The organism is Mesorhizobium sp. YM1C-6-2 (assembly GCF_003666685.1).
Taxonomy (GTDB): Bacteria; Pseudomonadota; Alphaproteobacteria; order Rhizobiales; family Rhizobiaceae; genus Mesorhizobium_K.
Map to the genome: position 1 here is coordinate 988,475 of NZ_RCIZ01000001.1, position 17,577 is coordinate 1,006,051.

The window sequence follows — 17,577 nt, forward strand, 5'->3', positions numbered from 1 at the left end:
GAGTTCAGGCGGCGAGGAAGCCGGATCCCTGCTTGATGAGGGCGGATTTCAGCTTTTCCAGCGCCCGGCTCTCGATTTGCCTGACACGCTCCTTCGATATGCCAAGCGTCTCCCCGAGAGACTCGAGCGTGGCGCCGTCCTCGGACAGGCGGCGTTCCTCGATGATCTTCATCTCGCGCTCGTTGAGAACGCCGAGCGCGTTCTTCAGCCAACCGGCGCGACGCTCGACATCGATCGTCTCCTCGACGATCTCGTCGGGCAGCGGACCGTCGGAAACCAGGAAATCGGATCGTTCCGCCGTAGAGCCGCTGTCGTCGAGCAAGGGCGCGTTGAGCGATGTGTCGGACGCCGAAAGCCTGGAATCCATCAGCGCGACATCTGCTTCCGATACGCCGAGCGCCATCGATATCTGTCGGCGGATGGCGACGTTCGACAGGGTTTCAGGACCCTGCGCGAGCCGCGCCCTCAATCTGCGGAGATTGAAAAACAGCGCCTTCTGCGCCGAACTGGTGCCGCCGCGCACGATCGACCAGTTGCGCAGGATGTAGTCCTGGATCGATGCGCGTATCCACCAGGTCGCGTAGGTCGAGAAGCGGACGTCCCGTTCCGGCTCGAAGCGCGCTGCCGCTTCGAGCAGACCGACATGTCCCTCCTGGATGAGATCGCCCATCGACAGGCCGAAATGGCGGAACTTCGAGGCCATCGAGATGACGAGCCGCATATGCGAGGTGGTGATGCGGTGCAGCGCCTGCTGGTCGTGCTTCTCCTTCCAGCGGATCGCGAGGTCACGTTCTTCCTCGCGCTCGAGATAGGGAGCCCGCATGGCAGCTTTTACCAGGGTCCGGTCGAAGGTTTCGTGAACCACGCTGCGCTCCTATTGCCTGGCACACCGCCGGCGAAGCCGACGCCGCGCCCCGCGCAGCACTCAAGGTCCGCGCAAAAATCGCAAACGTTCCAGAGACGGAAAATGTTCCAAGGCAGGCGCGTCGGGGCCAGAACGTGCCTGCAGGCGGCGACGCAAAACCGCCTTGCCAGCGGCGCAGCCACATCCGATAAGCGTGCCCCGGTGGGAGGCATCGCGCTCCGCACCCCGTGCCGTTGCGAAGAATCGATGGGGAGAACGATTGTGAAACTTGGTTTGCTGACCGCACCTTTTCCTGAAACGCCGCTCGATGGCGTCGCCGACTGGGCAAGCTCCGAAGGCTTCGAGGCGCTGGAGATCGCGTGCTGGCCCAAATCGGCCGGTCCCGCCCGACGCTACGCCGGAACCTCCCATATCGATGTCGCCGCGATCTCCGCCTCGGAAGGCAAGGAGGTCGTTGCCAGGCTGCAGGGCAAGGGTCTCGTCGTTTCCGCGCTCGGTTATTATCCGAACCCGCTTCACCCCGACGCAAACCATCGCCAGACGGTCATCGATCACCTTAAGAAGGTCATCGGCGCGGCCGGCAGGATGGGTGTCGGGCTGGTCAACACCTTCTGCGGCGGCGACGCGGCGCAGACCGTCGACGCCAACTGGCAGGAGGCACAGAAGGTCTGGCCGGAAATCATCGCCTTCGCCCGCGACAATGGCGTCAGGCTCGCCTTCGAGAACTGCCCGATGATCTTCAGCTACGACGAGTGGCCGGGCGGTCACAACATCGCCTATTCGCCCTATGTCTGGCGCCGCATCATCGAGGAATGGAAGGGTGAGGTCGGCATGAACTACGACCCGTCGCATCTCGTCTGGCAGATGATCGACCAGGGCCGCTTTATCAGGGAGTTCGGCGGGCACATGTTCCACGTTCACGCCAAGGACCTGATGATCGACCGTGACGGGCTTTACGAGCGCGGCATCATGTCTTCAGGCATGGGGTGGCAGATTCCGCGCATGCCGGGGCTGGGCGAGGTCGACTGGAACGGCTTCTTCTCGGGCCTCTACCGTGTCGGTTATGACGGCCCCGTCGTCATCGAGCACGAGGACCGCCGCTTCGAGGGCAGCGACGAGGCCGTGAAACGCGGCTTCCTGCTCGCCCGCGACGTGCTGAAACCGCTGGTGAAATAGGCCGACCGCCGGGGAAGCGCTCCGGCCGCGGCTTGAACGCGGCCGGACAAATGCGTATCTCGTGACGGCTGCTGCTGTTCCGGAGAACCATCTTGTCGGCACTGGACCGTTTTCTTGGCGACTCGCCGCTTCGCGTGCTTATCAAGCTCGTCGTCATCTCGTTCCTCGTCGGCGTGGTGATGCACGCCTTCGGCTGGTCGCCCTTCGACGTGCTTTACGGCATCCGCGACTTCTTCCTCGACATCTGGAACATGGGCTTCGCGGCGATCGAACGCTTCCTGGGTTATTTCCTGCTCGGCGCGGCCATCGTCGTGCCGGCCTTCATCCTGCTCAGGCTCTTCAGTTACAGGCGTTGATCCACGGTCTCGACTGAACCACCGCCGCCTTTCGCTTGGCCGCGGTAGGCCGGACGATTGCGCCATGCCGCGGACTGATGCAGACGGGTCGGTCAAAGAGGCGACTCCGTGGACCACACTTCCCATCCGGCGATCCGGCCATTCTCGGTGACCCACCATTCGGTGCTGGCGATCGCCGTGCCGATGACGCTCGCCTATCTGACCACGCCGCTCCTGGGTCTGGTCGATACGGCCGTCGTCGGCCAGTTTGGCGATGCGGCGCTGATCGGAGGCCTCGCCGCCGGCGCACTGGTGTTCGATGTGGTGTTCACCACCTTCAATTTCGTGCGCTCCGGCACCACCGGCCTTGTCGCCCAGGCGTTCGGCCGGGGCGACACGGCGGAAGAGCAGGCCGTGTTCTGGCGCGCCTTCGCCATCGCGGTGACGGCCGGCGTCATCCTTGCCGCGCTCGCCCCATTCCTAGTCTTCGTCGGGCAGTGGTTCATCAATGCGGGCGGCCGCGTCGACGAAGCCATTGCGACCTACGTCCGTATCCGGCTGCTGGCGGCGCCCATTTCGCTCGTCAACTATGCCGTGCTCGGCTATCTGCTCGGACGCGGCGAAGGCACGCTGGCGCTCCTGTTGCAGCTTGTGCTCAACGGCATCAACATCGTCCTGTCGATCGCCCTCGGTCTCCATCTCGGCTGGGGCGTCGCCGGCGTCGCCTGGGGCACTTTCGGCGGTGAACTTGCAGCGGCATTGCTCGGCATGGCGATCGTGCTGCGCCGTTTTGCCAAGGGGCCACGGCTGGACCGCGCGCACCTGTTCGACCGCAAGGCCTTTATCCGCATGATCTCGCTCAACCGCGACATCATGATCCGCTCGTTCACGCTGCTCGCCGCCTTTGCGCTGTTCACCCGACAGGGCGCGCAGTTCGGCACCGTGACGCTCGCTGCCAACGCCGTGCTGATGAATTTCTTCATGGTCGCGAGCTTCTTCCTCGACGGCTTCGCCACCGCCGCCGAACAGCTTGCAGGCCGGGCGGTCGGCGCGCGCTATGCCGAAGCCTTCAGGCGTGCAGTCCGGCTAACCGCGTTCTGGGGCTTTGCGCTTGCCGTTGCCGCTTCGCTGATCATGCTCTCGTTCGGCAGCGAACTGATCGCGGTCATCACCACCGCCGAAGAGGTTCGGGCCGCCGCGGCGCTGTACCTTCCATGGGCTGCATTCGCCGGGCTGAGCGGCGTGCTTGCCTTCCAGATGGATGGCGTCTTCATCGGCGCGACGTGGTCGCGCGACATGCGCAACATGATGCTGGCGTCGTTTCTGGTCTTTGCGGCGGCGCTCTTCGCGCTGGCCCCGGCCTTCGGCAATGACGGGCTTTGGGCGGCGCTGCATATCTTCCTGCTCTGCCGCGGCCTGAGCCTGCTCGCCACGCTGCGCGTCAGGGTCAGGACGGCATTTTAAAGCGATCTGTCGGCCCAGTGCACCACCCGGCTGTCGCGGATTTCAGACAGCGAGGATATGCGTTCCTTGTCGAGGAATTTCGAAAAACCCTGCACGATGCGGCCGGGCAGGGCAGGCCCGGCATAGATCATGCCGGTGTAGAGCTGCACGAGGTCGGCGCCGGCCCGGATCTTCTCCAGCGCGGTGTCGACGCTGTCGACGCCGCCGACGCCGATAAGCGCGGCATCAGGGCCGAGCAGCTTGCGCATCCTGGCAAGCGCGACGGTCGAGCGTTCGAACAGCGGCCGGCCCGACAGTCCGCCGGTTTCAGCCTTGTGCGCCGAGGATTTGAGGGCAGGGCGGGAGATCGTCGTGTTGGAGACGATGACCCCTTCGACCTGCTTCTCGAGCACCTCGGCGGCGATGTCCTCGAGGTCAGCCTGATGGAGGTCGGGCGCGATCTTCAGGAACAGCGGCACCTGGTGTCCGGCCTTGGCGATTGCGGAATCCCGCGCCCTCACCACGCGGGACAGCAGCTCGGAAAGGCTCTCGCGCGCCTGCATGTCGCGCAGACCCGGCGTGTTGGGCGAGGAGATGTTGACCGTCAGATAGGAGGCGAACGGCGCGAAGCGCTCGACGCCGAGCGCGTAGTCGCCGATCCGGTCGGTGCTATCCTTGTTGGCGCCTATGTTGACGCCGACGACACCCGCCCTCCATGCGCGCGCGGCAAGCCGGCGTTCGGCGGCATCGTGGCCTTCATTATTGAAGCCCAGCCGGTTGATCACCGCGCCGTCCTCGGCAAGCCGGAAGATGCGCGGCTTCGGATTGCCGGACTGGGGGAGGGGCGTCACCGTGCCGACCTCGGCGAAGCCGAAGCCTAGCGTCAGCAATGCATCCGGTACCTCGGCGTTCTTGTCGTAGCCTGCGGCCATGCCGAGCGGGTTGTCGAAGGTGACGCCGGCGACGGTGGTGCGGAGCCTGGGGTCGTGGTGCGGTGACTTGGCCACGGGAAGACCGGCCTTCAGCGCCTTGATCGACAGTCCGTGCGCGGTCTCGGGATCGACGCAGAAAAGCCCCTTGCGGCCGATTTTCTCCAAGACGTCGAGGATCATGCGAGATCTGCCGGGAAGACGTGGTGTCCGTCGCCGCCGAGCGGCAGCGGCTTGACCCAGAGCACTTCTGAAGGGTCGAGCGGTGCGTAAAGATGCGGGAAAAGTGCGCCGCCGCGCGAGACCTCCCACTTCAGCGCTGCGCCGAGCCGTTCGGCCTCGACAGCAACGAGCAGGAGATTCGCCTGTCCGGCAAAGTGCTTTGCCGCGGTTTCCCGGACCTGCCCGGCGGTAGAAAAATGGATGAAGCCGTCGGCAAGATCGACCGGGGCGCCGTCGAAGCGACCTGTCTTCCCGGCTTCGTGCCACAGAGCGTCGGGACAAATCTTGTAAATGATGGTCGCCATGAGGGCGGCTATAGGCCGATTGCGGCGCAGGTAAAAGCCAGCCGGCCGGGCATGTCCCCAATTTAGGCGCAAAGCGGGTCGAGAATCGGATAAGCTGCTGCCGAGGTGGACTATGGCTTCGGCCAGAATCAGCGAGTGGAGGTGGCCATGCGCCCGATCGCCCTCACATTCCCCGTCCTGCTTGTTTCCTTGACCGCCGGCGCACTTGCCGCAGAGCCCGACCGCTACCGGCTTGAAAAGTCGCCGGACGGCTATGTCCGCATGGATACGCGCACCGGGCAGATGTCCATCTGCGAGGAGAAATGGGGCGAACTCGTCTGCAGGATGGCGGCTGACGAACGGACCGCCGTACAGGATGAGATCGAGCGGCTGCAAACCGAAGTGAAAGCCCTGAACGACCGGCTGGCCGGCGTAAAGGCGCTGGAGGATCGCGTCTCCAGGCTGGAAAACTCGGTCGCGGCCAAGATCGAGAACAGCCTGCCGACCGAGGAGGATTTCAACAGGACGATGAGCTATATGGAGCGCTTCTTTCGCAGCTTCATGAACATCGTGAAGGACTTCGAAAACGAGAATTCCAAGCCTGCGGAACCGGGTACGGGCCGGACCTGACCCTGGGATACCGGCATTGTCGCTTGAAAAAGCCGGCCGCCGCCGCATAATCGGCGCGCGCGTCCACTCAGGCCATGAGGCGCGGCGCAGCGGGAGGGGCATTTGCCGTCTGGCTACAAGTTCGTGATCGCGGACGATCATCCGCTTTTCCGCGGTGCGCTGAAGCAGGCGCTGAGCGGGGTAAGCAACGTCGCGACGATCCTGGAGGCCGGCGACTTCGACAGCGCCAAGGCGATCGTAGCCGGCAACGACGACATCGACCTCGTGCTGCTCGACCTTGCCATGCCGGGCGCGGCGGGCCTTTCCGGCCTGATCTCGCTGAGAGGCATCAACGCCACCGTGCCGCTGGTCGTGGTGTCGGCGCATGACGATCCCGAAACCATCCGCCGCTCGCTCGAACTCGGCGCGTCGGGTTTCATCTCGAAATCGGCGAGCATGGAGGAGATCAGGACGGCGGTAGAGACGGTGCTGGGCGGCGGGGTCACCGCGCCGGCGGGGATAGACCTCGGCGTCGAGCGCGATCCGGAGATATCGGACCTGATCAAGCGGCTCCAATCGCTGACGCCGCAGCAGACACGCGTGCTCGGCATGCTGGCCGAAGGGCTCTTGAACAAGCAGATCGCCTACGAGCTCGGCGTGTCGGAGGCGACCATCAAGGCGCATGTCTCGGCCGTGCTGCACAAGCTCGCCGTCGACAGCCGCACCCAGGCCGTCATCCTGCTCTCGCGCATTGGCGCCGATCCGCTGCAGACAACCGCCGGCTGACCCCTTTCTCATTCGGCCGCCGCCGGCGTCATGCGCCGGAGCCGCGTCATCAGCGAGCGCAGCACCGCGGGCTTCAGCGGCTTGTTGATGACCGAGACATCCATCTGGTCCGCCATCTCGCGCACCTCGTTCGAGCGGTCGGCCGTGACCAGCACCGCCGGTGTCGCTTCGCCGAAGCGGGCGCGCAGCTTGCGGACGAGATCGAGCCCCGTCTCGCCGTCGAGATGGTAGTCGGCGAGGATGATGTCGGGGGTGGGAAGGCGCCCCGCATCCTCGATCGACTTCGAGCCAGAATGGGTGATGACCGTGCAGCCCCAGCCTTCGAACAGGAGGCGCATGCCTTCGAGGATACGCAGGTCGTTGTCGATGCAGAGCAAAGCCATGCCGTTCAGCGCGGTTTCGGGCTGCAATGGCAGGGCGGCTTCGGCTACCGCCGGCGGCTCGACCGCATTGCTGACCGGCAGGACGACGGAGAAGCGAGTGCCCGCGCCGCGCCCGGAATCGACCTGCAGCTCGAGCCTCAGCACCCGGGCGATGCGGTCGACGATGGAGAGGCCGAGACCCAGCCCCTGCGCCTCCCTGGCGCCTTCCTCAAGGCGGGTGAACTCGCCGAAAACCGAGGAGAGCTTGTCCACCGGTATGCCGATGCCCGTATCGAAGACCTGGATCTCGACAAGCTCTCCGCGCCGACGCGCGCCGACAAGGATGCGGCCGGCGCGGGTGTATTTCACCGCGTTCGAGACGAGGTTCTGGATGAGGCGGCGCAGTAGATTGCGGTCGGTATGGACCGCGATCGAGGAAGGCACGATGTTGAGTTCGAGCTTCTTCGCGGCGGCCAGCGGCTGGAAGTCTGTTCCGATCTGGCGGAGCAGGCCATCGAGCTGGAACACCGATTCGACGGGCTTCATCGCGCCGGCGTCGAGGCGGGAGATGTCGAGCACGGCGCCGAGGATCGTCTCGACCGATTCCAGCGACGATTCGATGTTGGCCGCCGCGTCGCCGGTCGGCCCCCTGCCGGCCTTCTCGATCAGCGACGAGCAGTAGAGGCGGGCGGCATTGAGCGGTTGCAGGATGTCGTGGCCGGCAGCGGCCAGGAAGCGCGTCTTGCCGAGATTGGCTTCTTCCGCGAACATCTGCGCCTGCGCCAGTTCCTCGTTGACGCGGGTCAGTTCCGCCGTGCGGCGCGCTACGCGCTGCTCCAGCGATTCGTTGGCGCGCTTCAGCGCGAGGTCTGCCTCGACGCTCTGGGTGATGTCCGCATAGGTCGCGACGATGCCGCCGTCGGGCATCGGGTTCGACCGCAGTTCCAGGATGCGGCCGCTGGTCTTCAACTCCATCTGCCAGGGCGTGCCGAAGGTGGTCATGCGGCCGAGAATCGCGACCTGCATGTCGGAGGCAATGTCGCCGCGCCGCGCCAGATAGTTGAGGATATGGTTGAGCGAGACGCCGACCTGGCCCATTTCGTCAGGCAGGTCGAACAGCAGGCGATACTGCCTGTTCCAGCAGGTGAGCCGGAAATCCCTGTCGAAGACGGTGATGCCCTGCTCCATCTGGTCGAGCGCGATCTGCAGGAGGTCGCGGTTCTGCTGCAGCGCCTCGGTCGCGTCGTCGAGCAGGCGGAACGTATCCTTCGACGCGCTGTCACCGCGCTTGAACAGCAGCGACAGGATGAGCCGCGCGGAGGAGGAGCCGACGGCGCTTGCGAGCAGTTGCTCGGAGAAGCGGATGACATCCATCCCCGCCTGCTCGTTGCCGTTCAGCGCGCCGTTCTTCGCCTCGAAGCTCTGGAAGGACCGCTCGGTGCGCTCGACGCCGAGATAGCGCGAGATCGTGTCCTTGAGATCGTTGACGGTGATGGTGCTGCGGAAGCGTTTCAGGTTCGGCAGCGGCCCGGAGTCGCGGGGCACGAAGATCGCGGCCTGGATGCGCTCCAGCGGCACCGAGGCGCGGGAAAGCGAGCCGAGCACGAAGAAGAGGAGATTGATGGACAGGCTCCAGATGACGCCGTGGACAAGCGGATCGGCCTCCATCCCGAACAGCGCCTGCGGATGCAGCGCCTCGATGCCGAACGGGCCGTCCTCCAGGACGCCGGTATCGGGCGCGGCAAGCGAGGGCAGGAGCAGCGTGTAGGTCCAGACCGCGATGCCGGCGAGCATGCCGAGCGCCGCACCCCTGGCGTTGGCGCCGCGCCATATCAGTCCCCCCAGGAAGGCCGGCGCGAACTGGGCGACCGCGGCGAAGGACATCAGCCCGATCGACGCCAGCCGCGCATTGTTGGTGCTCTCCCGGTAGTAGAGGAAGGCGACGAACAGGATCATGAAGATCGATGCGCGGCGGATGTTGAGGATCAGGCTCGACCAGTCGCCGTTCTCCGCGGGCTGGCCCTTCAGCAACCGTCGCCGCACGAAGAGCGGTATGACGAGATCGTTGGACACCATGATCGACAGCGCCACGCTGGCGACGATCACCATCGCGGTCGCCGCCGACAGCCCGCCGACGAAGGCCACCATGGCGAGCACGTCGTGGCCGGTGAGCAGCGGCAGCGACAGGACATAAAGGTCGCTGCTGGTGGCACCGCCGACCAGCACCAGGCCGGCGAGCGCGACGGGCAGCACGAACAGGTTGATGGCCACCAGGTAGAGCGGGAAGACCCAGGTCGCGGTGCGCAATTCGCTCTCGGCGCGGTTCTCCACGATCATCACGTAGAACTGCCTGGGCAGCATGACGATGGCGAAACCGCTGAGGGCGGTCATCACCAGCCAGGTGCCGAGCGAGGTGCGGTACTCGAACGAAGCCTGGACGCGGCTGTCGGCGGAGAGCTCCTCGACCAGCCGCTCAGGGCTGTCGAACAGGAAGAAGGTGACGAAGATGCCGACCGCCAGAAAGGCGGCGAGCTTGACGACGGATTCGACGGCGATCGCCAGCACCAGCCCGTCCTGATGCTCCGTCGCGTCGGCGTGGCGGGTGCCGAACAGGATGGCGAAAAGCGCCAGCAGCATGGCAATGACCAGCGATATGTCGCTGACGAACGGCTCAAAACTGAATGGCGCGCCGCTGTAGTGTCCGATCATCAGGCTCACCGAGCCGGAGATCGCCTTGAGCTGGAGCGCGATGTAGGGGACGGTTCCGACAACGGCGATCAGCGTGGCGATGCAGGCGACGGCGGAACTCTTGCCGTAGCGCGCGCCGAGGAAATCGGCGATCGAGGTGATCTTCTCGGACTTGGCGAGCTCGATGATGCGTTTGAGCAGCGGGAAGCCGAACAGGAAGACAAGCACCGGACCGATATAGATGGTGAGGAACTCGAAGCCCCGTTCGGTGGCGAGGCCGACCGAGCCGAAGAAGGTCCAGGAGGTGCAGTAGATGGCGAGGCTGAGCGCGTAGATATAGGGCCGCGTCCGTGCCGGGTCGCGCCTTGCCGACCAGCGGTCGCCCAGGCTGGCGATGACGAAGAGCAGCGTCACATAGGCGACCGCTATGAAGACGACGAGAAAGCCCTGCACGCCCGAAAATTTCCTCCCTGTGCGGCCCGGCCGGCTATCCGGCAAAGGCAATCATAGCTTGGGGTTGGTGTCCATGGGGAGGGTTTTTCCTCTTGCAGGGGGAGGGGTACCCGCGCGTTTCGTCGTCGCCACGCCTGCTTTCGCATCTGGCCATTGCCGGAAAAGGTGGGAAGCGGGGCACGAGGCCTAGCCTCTCAATAGTATTACGTGGCCGGTTTCCCGTGCCCCGCCGGCATGCTTGCCCTACCTGGAGGGGACGCAGAATCGTTTCACCGCGCGACCTCGGTCAGGGCCCGGTCCTCGGGGCTCATCACCCAGCCGCGCCACCTCCGCGCGACCGAACCGGTACCGTCCCCTCCACGCTCATCCGGTTCATGACCCGTGTTCCCGCGAGGGAGATGCCGCCATTGTACGGAAGGCCCGAAGGCTGTGAATCGAATTCCGCCAACTATTTTAATCTTCGAGCGAAATCAGGGGTTTGGCGCGGGGAGGACGGAAAATCTGTTCACGTAAATGCACCTCTTACGGGCGCCGAAGCGTTTCGCAGCCCGGTCGAAATCACCAAGGCGCGGTTCCTGCCGCGCCATGAACATTTCCGGTTTTGCAACCGGAGATATTTGCTAAAGTTCCACCGGTGCCGATTCCTGCCGGAGCGTCGGCAACTCAGGAGGGTTTTATGATCAAGGAATTCCAGGAGTTCATCTCCAAGGGCAACGTCATGGATCTCGCCGTCGGCGTGATCATCGGCGGCGCCTTCGGCCTTATCGTCAATTCGCTGGTCGGCGACATCATCATGCCGATCGTCGGCGCGATCTTCGGCGGCTTCGACTTCTCCAACTACTTCCTGCCCCTCTCCGGGAACGTCACGGCCGTCTCGCTGGAGGAAGCCAAGAAGCAGGGCGCCGTGTTCGCCTACGGCAACTTCCTGACCGTGGTCATCAACTTCCTGATCCTGGCGTGGATCATCTTCCTGATGGTGAAGGGGGTGAACACGATGCGTAAGAAGCTCGAAAAGCAGAAGGAAGCGGCCCCGCCCGGCCCGCCGCCCGCCGACGTGCAGCTCCTGACCGAAATCCGCGACCTGCTTGCCAAGCGGGCGTAGGCTCTGGATCAAGAACCCGGTCGCGCTGGCGGCCGGGTTTCCGGTTTCCGATGGAGGAAAAACCGGCTAAGTCCGGCTTCCAGCCAATCTGACGGAAACCCTTCATGTCCCTGACCGAAAAGCTGCGGGCCGAAGCCCTGCGCGCGCCCGTGAGCGGCATCGAAGCCGTCGCCAACTATGGCCGCGGGCGACCCGGCCTGATCCCGCTCTGGTCCGGCGAGAGCGACCTGCCGACGCCTGATTTCATCAGTTCGGCCGCCAAGCGCGGCCTCGACGCGGGCGAGACCTTCTACACCTGGCAGGGCGGCATACCGGAACTGCGCGAGGCGCTGGCCCGCTACCACAAGCGCCATTTCGGCATGGAATTCTCGCCGGACGAGTTCCTCGTCACCATCGGCGGCATGCAGGCGATCACGCTGGCACTGCAGGCGACGGCGGGCGCGGGCGACGAGGCGATCTACCTGGAGCCGGCCTGGCCGAACTTCGCCGCCGCGGCAGGCGTGGCCGGGGCGACGCCGGTGCCGGTGCCGCTCGAGGAAGGCGACAATGGCTGGTATTGCGACGTCGCGCGGGTCGAGGCGGCGGTGACGCCGAAAACCAAGGCGATCTTCGTCAACACGCCGGCCAACCCGACCGGCTGGACCGCCGACGTCGAGACGCTGAAGGCGCTGCTCGACCTGGCGCGCCGCAAGGGGCTCTGGATCATCGCCGACGAGATCTACGCGCTGTTCCACTATGGCGGCCGCCGCGCGCCTTCCTTCATGGACATCATGGAGCCCGAGGACCGCATCCTCTTCGTCAACACTTTCTCCAAGAACTGGGCGATGACCGGCTGGCGCATCGGCTGGCTGCGCACGCACCCCTCGCTCGGACGCATGTTCGAGAACCTGATCCAGTATTCGAGCTCGGGCGTGGCGCAGTTCCTGCAGCGCGGCGCAATCGCCGCGCTCGACGAGGGCGATGCGTTCCTGACGGCGCAGATCGCACAGGCGCGGGCCGCGCGGGACCTGATCAGCCGCAAGCTGGGCGAGACCGGCAGGGTGCGCTTCAGCGTGCCGCCCGGCGCGTTCTATTTGTTCTTCGCGGTCGACGGTATGAAGGATTCGACCAAGGCCGCCTTCGACATCGTCGACAAGGCCAATGTCGGCCTGGCGCCCGGCACCGCCTTCGGCAAGGCTGGCGAGGGCTATCTCAGGGCCTGCTTCCACCGCCGCCTCGACCATGTCGAGGAAGCGGCAAACCGGCTGGCGGATTGGATCAGCAAGGGGTGAGGCGCGGGTTTTCAACGTCGCCCGGCCGGGTTCCCGCTGCTCCGCAGCGTCCCCGCGTTCGCTAGCCTTTCGTCATGCCACCGGCATGACGAATTCGTTTCGCGAACCGGCTGCTCAACCGCCGGACTTCGGCACCAGCAGCGGGATGATGCGGTCGGAGCTGGCGACGGCCGGACGGCCGGCTGCTCCGTAGGGGATGCCGAGCGCGTCCCAGGTCTCGACCAGCGCGTCCTTGAGGCGGTCGATCAGCAGAGCGTCGTGGAAGGGCGTCGGCGTGATGCGCAGGCGCTCCGTGCCGCGCGGCACGGTCGGGTAGTTGATCGGCTGGATGTAGATGCCGTGCACGCCGAGCAGGCGGTCGGTCGCCATCTTGCAGAGCTCGGGGTCGCCGACCAGTATCGGAACGATGTGCGTGTTCGATTCCATGACGGGCAGTCCGGCGGCGGTGAGCACGTCCTTGGTGCGCGCGACCTGGCGCTGCTGCGCCTCGCGCTCGGCCTGCGAGGTCTTGAGATGGCGGATCGAGACGGTGGTCGCGGCGGCGATTGCCGGCGGCAGCGCCGTCGTGAAGATGAAGCCCGGCGCATAGGAACGCACGGCGTCGACCACCGTCGTGCTGCCGGTGATGTAGCCGCCGAGTGTGCCGAACGCCTTGGCGAGCGTGCCTTCGATGACGTCGATGCGGTGCGCGAGGCCTTCACGCTCGGTGATGCCGCCGCCGCGCGGGCCGTACATGCCGACCGCATGGACCTCGTCGATATAGGTCATGGCGTTGTACTTCTCGGCGAGATCGGCGATCTCCTTGATCGGCGCGATGTCGCCGTCCATCGAATAGACGCTCTCGAAGACGATCAGCTTGGCGCGCTCGCGGCCGGCGGCGGCGAGCAGGCTTTCGAGATGGGCGACGTCGTTGTGGCGGAAGATCTTCTTCTCGGCGCCGGAGCGGCGCACGCCCTCGATCATCGAGGCATGGTTGAGCTCGTCGGAGAGGATAAGGCAGTTGGGCAGCAGCCGGCCGATTGTCGAGATCGACGCCTCGTTGGAGACGAAGCCCGAGGTGAAGACGAGGCCGGCTTCCTTGCCGTGCAGATCGGCGAGCTCATGTTCGAGTTCGACCAGCGGATGGTTGGTGCCGGAGATGTTGCGGGTGCCACCGGCGCCCGAGCCCATGCGGCCGGCTGCCTGCTGCATGGCTTCCACAACCTTGGCGTTCTGGCCCATGCCGAGATAGTCGTTGGAGCACCAGACGGTGATTTCTTCGGCCCGGCCATTGGAGCGCCAGATCGCGCGGGGGAAGGAGCCGGCTATTCGCTCGAGATCGGCAAAGACGCGATAGCGCCGTTCAGCGTGGACCTGATCGAGCGCTTCCTCGAAAAAACGCGGGTAGTTCATTTATGGCTTTCCGGTTTGGATGGCTTCCGGTTGGCGTGGATCATAATTGCTAGGTCAGCCTACGTCTATTCCGGCATAAAGGTCAAAATGCCACGCCCGTCCGCCATATAACGACTGAGTTCCGCTGTTGCTTCCTTGATCCCGGTCAATTTCAATCCGATTGATGCACCGATCACGTAACCGTCCAATGCCTTCGCGATATTTTACTGGTTTCGGGCCGGTTGCCTTGGCTATCAACCCATTTTTTTCGAACGCACGATCTTCTGGAGAGCCCGAATGAGCCCCCATGGAAGTGTCCTCGTCACCGGCGGAGCCGGCTATATCGGCAGCCACATGGTCTGGGAACTGCTGGACCACGGCGAGTCGGTGGTGGTGCTGGACCGGCTGTCCTCCGGTTTCGACTGGGCGGTGCCTGCCGAGGCGAAGCTCTATGTCGGGGATGTCGGCGACAGCGAACTGGTGACCAGGATCATCAGGGAGCACAAGGTGAATGCGATCATCCACTTTGCCGGTTCGCTGATCGTATCCGAATCGGTGTCCGATCCGCTGCTCTACTACGAGAACAACACCTGCAAGACGCGCAGCCTGATTGCCGCGGCGGTCGCCGAGAAGGTGCCGCATTTCATCTTCTCCTCGACTGCCGCCGTCTACGGCACGGCCGGCGTCGAACCGGTGCGCGAGGATGCACGTACTGTGCCCGAATCGCCCTACGGCACGTCGAAGCTGATGACCGAATGGATCCTGCGCGATACGGCCGCCGCCCATGAAGGCTTCGACTACACCGTGCTGCGCTATTTCAATGTCGCCGGCGCCGATCCCAAGGGCCGCACCGGCCAGTCGACGCCGGGCGCGACGCTGCTGATCAAGGTGGCGGCCGAAACGGCGCTGGGCAAGCGGCCCTTCATGCAGATCTACGGCAACGACTATCCGACCCCGGACGGAACCTGCATCCGCGACTACATCCATGTCAGCGACCTCGCCGCGGCGCACCGCCTGGCGCTCGACCGTCTCAGGGCGGGCGGCGGCAGCCTGGTCGCCAATTGCGGCTACGGCCACGGCTATTCGGTGCTCGAGGTGATGGAGAGCGTGAAGCGCATCTATGGCGGCGAGATCGACGTGCGCATCGCCGGCCGCCGGCCTGGCGACGCGGTGGCGGTGGTGGCGAATTCGGACCTGGCAAGGAAGGAATTCGGCTGGGTGCCGCAGCTCGACGATCTCGACCGGATCGTTTCGGACGCGCTGTCCTGGGAGCGGATTCTCGCGACGAAGAACTGGCCTAACCGCACCGGAACCTGAGACGGGCCCGGCCAAGGCTGGACCCTGCGAAGCCGGCAGCGTGGCGATTGCTTTTCGGCCTGCGCTTTCCGACAATCGGAGGTGGCCGGAGTTTGCGGTCCGGCTGCCGAAAAATGGAAAAGCGTGAATGGCGAAGAAATTCAACCAGCCGCTCGGCGGCAACGAGATGCCGCGTTTCGGCGCGCCGGCAACCTTCATGCGGCTGCCCGCCCAGCCGACGGCCGAGGGGCTCGACGCCTGCTTCGTCGGCGTGCCCATGGACATCGGCACCTCGAACCGGCCCGGCACCCGTTTCGGGCCGCGCCAGATCAGGGCCGAATCGAGCTTCATCCGGCCCTACAATATGGCGTCCCGCGCCGCCCCCTTCGACAGCCTGCAGGTGGCCGACATCGGCGACGTGGCGATCGACACGTTCAACCTGCCGAAATGCATGGACATCATCACCGGGGCGTACGACGCCATCCTCGCCCATGACTGCATCCCACTGACGCTCGGCGGCGACCACACCATCGCCTATCCGATCCTGCGCGCGATCGCCAACAAGCACGGGCCGGTCGGGCTGATCCATGTCGACGCCCATGCAGATATCAACGATCACATGTTCGGCGAGCCGATCGCCCATGGCACGCCCTTCCGCCGCGCGGTCGAGGCCGGCGTGCTCGACACCAAGCGCTGTATCCAGATCGGCCTGCGTGGCACCGGCTACGCTGCGGACGACTTCGACTGGACGCGAAGCCAGGGTTTTCGCGTCGTGCAGGCGGAGGAATGCTGGCACAAGTCGCTGACGCCGCTGATGGAGGAGGTGCGCACCCAGATGGGCGACGGGCCGGTCTACCTCTCCTACGACATCGACAGCCTCGATCCCGGCTTCGCGCCCGGCACCGGCACGCCCGAGATCGGCGGCCTGACCACCATCCAGGCGCTGGAGATCATCCGCGGCTGTTGGGGACTGAACCTCGTCGGCGGCGACCTGGTCGAGGTTTCGCCGCCCTACGACACGACGGGCAACACGGCGCTGACGGCGGCCTATCTGCTGTTCGAGATGCTCTGTGTGCTGCCCGGCGTCGAGCGGCGGGCATAGGCCGGGACAGCATCATGCGGGGAGGGGCGGCATGAAGATCGTGGTGCTTGGCGCGGGCGTGGTCGGCACGGCTGCGGCCTACTGGCTGGCGCGCGACGGACATGAGGTAACGGTGCTGGAGCGTCATGCGGGAGCGGCGCAAGGCACCAGCTATTCCAATGCCGGGCTGGTGTCGCCGGGAGACGCCACGGCCTGGGCCTCGCCGGATGCGTTGCGCACCTTCTTCAAGGGGCTCTACCGGCGCGATCTCGGCATCCGCGTGCGGCTTCAGGCCGATCCCTATTTCTATCTCTGGACGTGGCGGTTCCTGCGCGAATGCACGACGGCGAAGATGCGCGCCAACACGCTGGTGAAGCTGAGGCTGGCGCTGCATTCGCGCGAATGCATCAACCGCATCGAGGACGAGATCGGCATCGACTACGACCAGCGGAAGAAAGGCATCGTCTACTTCTTCCGCACGCAGCAAAGCCTCGACACCGGCGCCGACAACTATCGCTTCCTCGGCGAAAACGGCTTCCCGATCGAGATCGTCGACCGCAAGCGGCTGGTCGAGGTCGAGCCGGGGCTGGCGGATGCGGCGGACAAGATCGCCGGCGGCGTCTATTCGCCGATCGACCAGACGGGCGACTCGCGCCTCTTCGCCACAAGGCTCGCGGCTCATATGGCGGAGAAACTCGGCGTGACGTTCCGGTTCGGGACCTCGGTCGAAGGGTTGGATATCGAGGGCGATCGCGTAACGGCCGTCCGCACCTCGGCCGGTCCGGTGCCTGCCGATGCCTTCGTGCTGTCGCTCGGGCCGGAGAGCGGCGTCTTCGCGCGCAGCCATGGCATCGACCTGCCCGTCTATCCGGTCAAGGGCTACACGGTGACGATGCCGCTGGCCGATCCGTCCAAGGGACCGACCATGGGCGGCGCGGACGAGGACAGCCTGATCGGCTATTCCAGGCTGGGCGACCGGCTGAGGATGTCGTCGACCGCGGAGTTCGCCGGCTTCGACCGCAGCCACCAGCCACGCGACTTCGCCACCATCTTCCGCACGGCGCGCGATCTCTTCCCTGGCGCCGCCGACGAGAAACAAGCGGAGATGTGGGCAGGGCTTCGGCCGATGATGCCAAACTCGGTGCCAGTGGTCGGGCAGGCCCGCTTCAGAAACTTCTATCTCAACACAGGCCATGGCCATGTCGGCTGGACGATGGCGGCGGGCTCGGGACAGTTCGTCGCCGACCTCGTCGCTGGGCGCAAGCCGGAGATCGATCCACAGGGGCTTCTGTACAAGGGCTGAC

At 65.2% G+C, this 17,577-nt stretch carries 15 protein-coding genes; 10 read left to right on the forward strand and 5 right to left on the reverse strand.

Going from position 1 to position 17,577, the window contains the following annotated elements; genetic code table 11:
• Nucleotides 1–4: 4 nt before the first annotated feature.
• Nucleotides 5–865, reverse strand: a complete 861-nt coding sequence (locus D8676_RS04740) for an RNA polymerase factor sigma-32 (RefSeq protein ID WP_121579641.1) — start codon at nt 863–865, stop codon at nt 5–7.
• Nucleotides 866–1,126: 261 nt separating this feature from the next.
• Here D8676_RS04740 and D8676_RS04745 point away from each other — a divergent pair, with 261 nt between their 5' ends.
• The 3 genes from D8676_RS04745 to D8676_RS04755 all read left to right on the forward strand — a co-directional run bounded on the left by D8676_RS04745 (nt 1,127) and on the right by D8676_RS04755 (nt 3,840).
• Nucleotides 1,127–2,041 (forward strand): sugar phosphate isomerase/epimerase, encoded by a 915-nt coding sequence (locus D8676_RS04745; RefSeq protein WP_121579642.1) that lies wholly within the window; start codon nt 1,127–1,129, stop codon nt 2,039–2,041.
• Nucleotides 2,042–2,130: 89 nt separating this feature from the next.
• Nucleotides 2,131–2,397, forward strand: coding sequence for a DUF6460 domain-containing protein (locus D8676_RS04750; RefSeq protein WP_183096991.1), 267 nt, complete (start codon nt 2,131–2,133; stop codon nt 2,395–2,397).
• Nucleotides 2,398–2,505: 108 nt separating this feature from the next.
• Nucleotides 2,506–3,840, forward strand: coding sequence for an MATE family efflux transporter (locus tag D8676_RS04755; protein WP_245426567.1), 1,335 nt, complete (start codon nt 2,506–2,508; stop codon nt 3,838–3,840).
• On the opposite strand, the gene D8676_RS04760 is transcribed toward D8676_RS04755, so the two are convergent.
• Complete coding sequence (locus tag D8676_RS04760; protein WP_121579644.1) at nt 3,837–4,931, reverse strand: quinone-dependent dihydroorotate dehydrogenase; 1,095 nt, start codon at nt 4,929–4,931, stop codon at nt 3,837–3,839. The genes D8676_RS04755 and D8676_RS04760 overlap by 4 nt on opposite strands.
• Nucleotides 4,928–5,275 carry a DUF952 domain-containing protein gene (locus D8676_RS04765; RefSeq protein ID WP_121579645.1) on the reverse strand — a complete coding sequence of 116 codons (348 nt, stop codon included), beginning with the start codon at nt 5,273–5,275 and terminating at the stop codon, nt 4,928–4,930. Before D8676_RS04765 ends, D8676_RS04760 begins: the two co-directional genes overlap by 4 nt.
• A gap of 147 nt (nt 5,276–5,422) precedes the next feature.
• Between D8676_RS04765 and D8676_RS04770 the strand changes: the two genes are divergently transcribed.
• Together D8676_RS04770 and D8676_RS04775 are read left to right on the forward strand one after the other, a co-directional pair.
• On the forward strand, nt 5,423–5,884 hold the full coding sequence (locus tag D8676_RS04770) for a hypothetical protein (protein WP_121579759.1): 462 nt from the start codon (nt 5,423–5,425) through the stop codon (nt 5,882–5,884).
• Between the two features lie 102 nt (nt 5,885–5,986).
• The gene (locus D8676_RS04775; RefSeq protein ID WP_121579646.1) at nt 5,987–6,649 is read left to right on the forward strand and encodes a response regulator transcription factor; all 663 of its coding nucleotides are present in this window, start codon (nt 5,987–5,989) and stop codon (nt 6,647–6,649) included.
• A gap of 8 nt (nt 6,650–6,657) precedes the next feature.
• On the opposite strand, the gene D8676_RS04780 is transcribed toward D8676_RS04775, so the two are convergent.
• Nucleotides 6,658–10,152: a PAS domain-containing hybrid sensor histidine kinase/response regulator gene (locus tag D8676_RS04780; protein ID WP_121579647.1), complete on the reverse strand. Its 3,495-nt coding sequence runs from the start codon at nt 10,150–10,152 to the stop codon at nt 6,658–6,660.
• A 676-nt stretch (nt 10,153–10,828) separates the two neighbouring features.
• Between D8676_RS04780 and mscL the strand changes: the two genes are divergently transcribed.
• Both mscL and D8676_RS04790 read left to right on the forward strand, forming a co-directional pair.
• On the forward strand, nt 10,829–11,254 hold the full coding sequence (gene mscL, locus D8676_RS04785; RefSeq protein ID WP_121579648.1) for a large conductance mechanosensitive channel protein MscL: 426 nt from the start codon (nt 10,829–10,831) through the stop codon (nt 11,252–11,254).
• Nucleotides 11,255–11,358: 104 nt separating this feature from the next.
• Nucleotides 11,359–12,525 (forward strand): pyridoxal phosphate-dependent aminotransferase, encoded by a 1,167-nt coding sequence (locus tag D8676_RS04790; protein ID WP_121579649.1) that lies wholly within the window; start codon nt 11,359–11,361, stop codon nt 12,523–12,525.
• 114 nt (nt 12,526–12,639) lie between these two features.
• Here D8676_RS04790 and hemA read toward each other — a convergent pair whose 3' ends face one another.
• On the reverse strand, nt 12,640–13,917 hold the full coding sequence (gene hemA, locus D8676_RS04795; protein WP_121579650.1) for a 5-aminolevulinate synthase: 1,278 nt from the start codon (nt 13,915–13,917) through the stop codon (nt 12,640–12,642).
• Between the two features lie 276 nt (nt 13,918–14,193).
• Between hemA and galE the strand changes: the two genes are divergently transcribed.
• From galE to D8676_RS04810, 3 genes are all read left to right on the forward strand, one after another.
• Nucleotides 14,194–15,213 (forward strand): UDP-glucose 4-epimerase GalE, encoded by a 1,020-nt coding sequence (gene galE, locus D8676_RS04800; protein ID WP_121579651.1) that lies wholly within the window; start codon nt 14,194–14,196, stop codon nt 15,211–15,213.
• Between the two features lie 127 nt (nt 15,214–15,340).
• Entirely contained in the window at nt 15,341–16,294 is a 954-nt protein-coding gene (gene speB, locus D8676_RS04805) for an agmatinase (RefSeq protein ID WP_121579652.1), read from the forward strand.
• Nucleotides 16,295–16,325: 31 nt separating this feature from the next.
• Nucleotides 16,326–17,576 (forward strand): D-amino acid dehydrogenase, encoded by a 1,251-nt coding sequence (locus D8676_RS04810; RefSeq protein ID WP_121579653.1) that lies wholly within the window; start codon nt 16,326–16,328, stop codon nt 17,574–17,576.
• Nucleotide 17,577: the final 1 nt, after the last annotated feature.